Annotated in this window: 1 protein-coding gene; it reads left to right on the forward strand. The window is 58.3% G+C overall.

From position 1 onward, the window contains the following. Nucleotides 1-67: 67 nt before the first annotated feature. Complete coding sequence (deoD, locus tag A2I95_RS40885; RefSeq protein ID WP_291738012.1) at nt 68-772, forward strand: purine-nucleoside phosphorylase; 705 nt, start codon at nt 68-70, stop codon at nt 770-772. The last annotated feature ends 361 nt before the right edge of the window (nt 773-1,133 follow it).

Consider the following 1,133-nt stretch of genomic DNA (forward strand, 5'->3'; position numbering starts at 1 on the left):
TGCTGCGTTGACCGCAGGTATGGATATTTCCGACCTGGAAATCTGATCCTGACGGCGGAGCAATACCATGACCATTCATATTGGTGCCGCAAAAGGCGACATTGCGGAAACTGTTTTGATGCCTGGCGACCCCTACCGGGCGAAGTGGGCCGCAGAGACATTTTTGAAAAATGCCAAACTGGTTAACGAAGTGCGCGGGATGCTGGGGTACACCGGCAGCTGGAATGGGCATCCGGTGACCATTCAAGGCAGCGGCATGGGGATGCCCTCGCTGTCGATCTACGTCAATGAGCTGATCCGCGATTTCGGCGCCAAGACGCTGATCCGCATCGGCTCCTGCGGTGGCATGCAGGACAGGGTCAAGGTCCGCGACGTGATTCTGGCGATGACTGCCAGCACTCTGAACAGCCCCTCCAGCGGCATCTTCCGGGAGCTGAACTTTGCCCCATGCGCTGATTGGGGCCTGCTGCAGGCGGCGGCGCAAGCTGCGGCGAAACGCGGTGCCGCAACGCATATCGGCGGCATCTACTCGTCAGATGTGTTTTATGACGAACGCCCCGACCTGAATGAGCAGATGGTGCGCCACGGCATTCTCGGCGTGGAGATGGAAGCCGCAGAGCTTTACACGCTTGCGGCCCGGCATGGCTGCCGGGCTCTGGCAGTGCTGACGGTGTCTGACCATCTGCGCACCGGCGAAGCCTTGCCGTCCGATCAGCGGGAACGCAGCTTTGGCGACATGGTGGAAATTGCGTTGGAAGCCGCATTTTCCTGATATCGCGTTAATTCATTAAAAAGTAAGGGCAGCGGTTTTCCACTGCCCTTTTTATTACCAGCCTGAACTTTTGACCAATGCGGCCAAGAGGCACTTTGAATGCATTCTCTGCCTGCATTGCCTCATGGTGCCCTTAAGGCTGAACGCGTGTGACGCCGCTGCATTCCAGAAAACCCCTATCTCTCCAGAATTCACGCCAATATTGGCGCCTCCGGTGAAACTGCAGCTTTCCTTTTCTGACTGCTACCGGCCATGGCTGCGGTCATAACCATTGCGAGGCGGGCTTTGCCAGCCCTTCAGCGCGCCTGCCGCGGGCGCAAAGATCTCGATCAGCAGCGGATGGCAGGCGGCGGTATCGCTG

The sequence above is a fragment of the Leisingera sp. F5 genome (assembly GCF_001593695.1).

Bases quoted from the DNA above. Each gene is read 5' to 3' on its own strand.
- deoD (WP_291738012.1), top strand. From the start codon at position 68: ATGACCATTCATATTGGTGCCGCAAAAGGCGACATTGCGGAAACTGTT.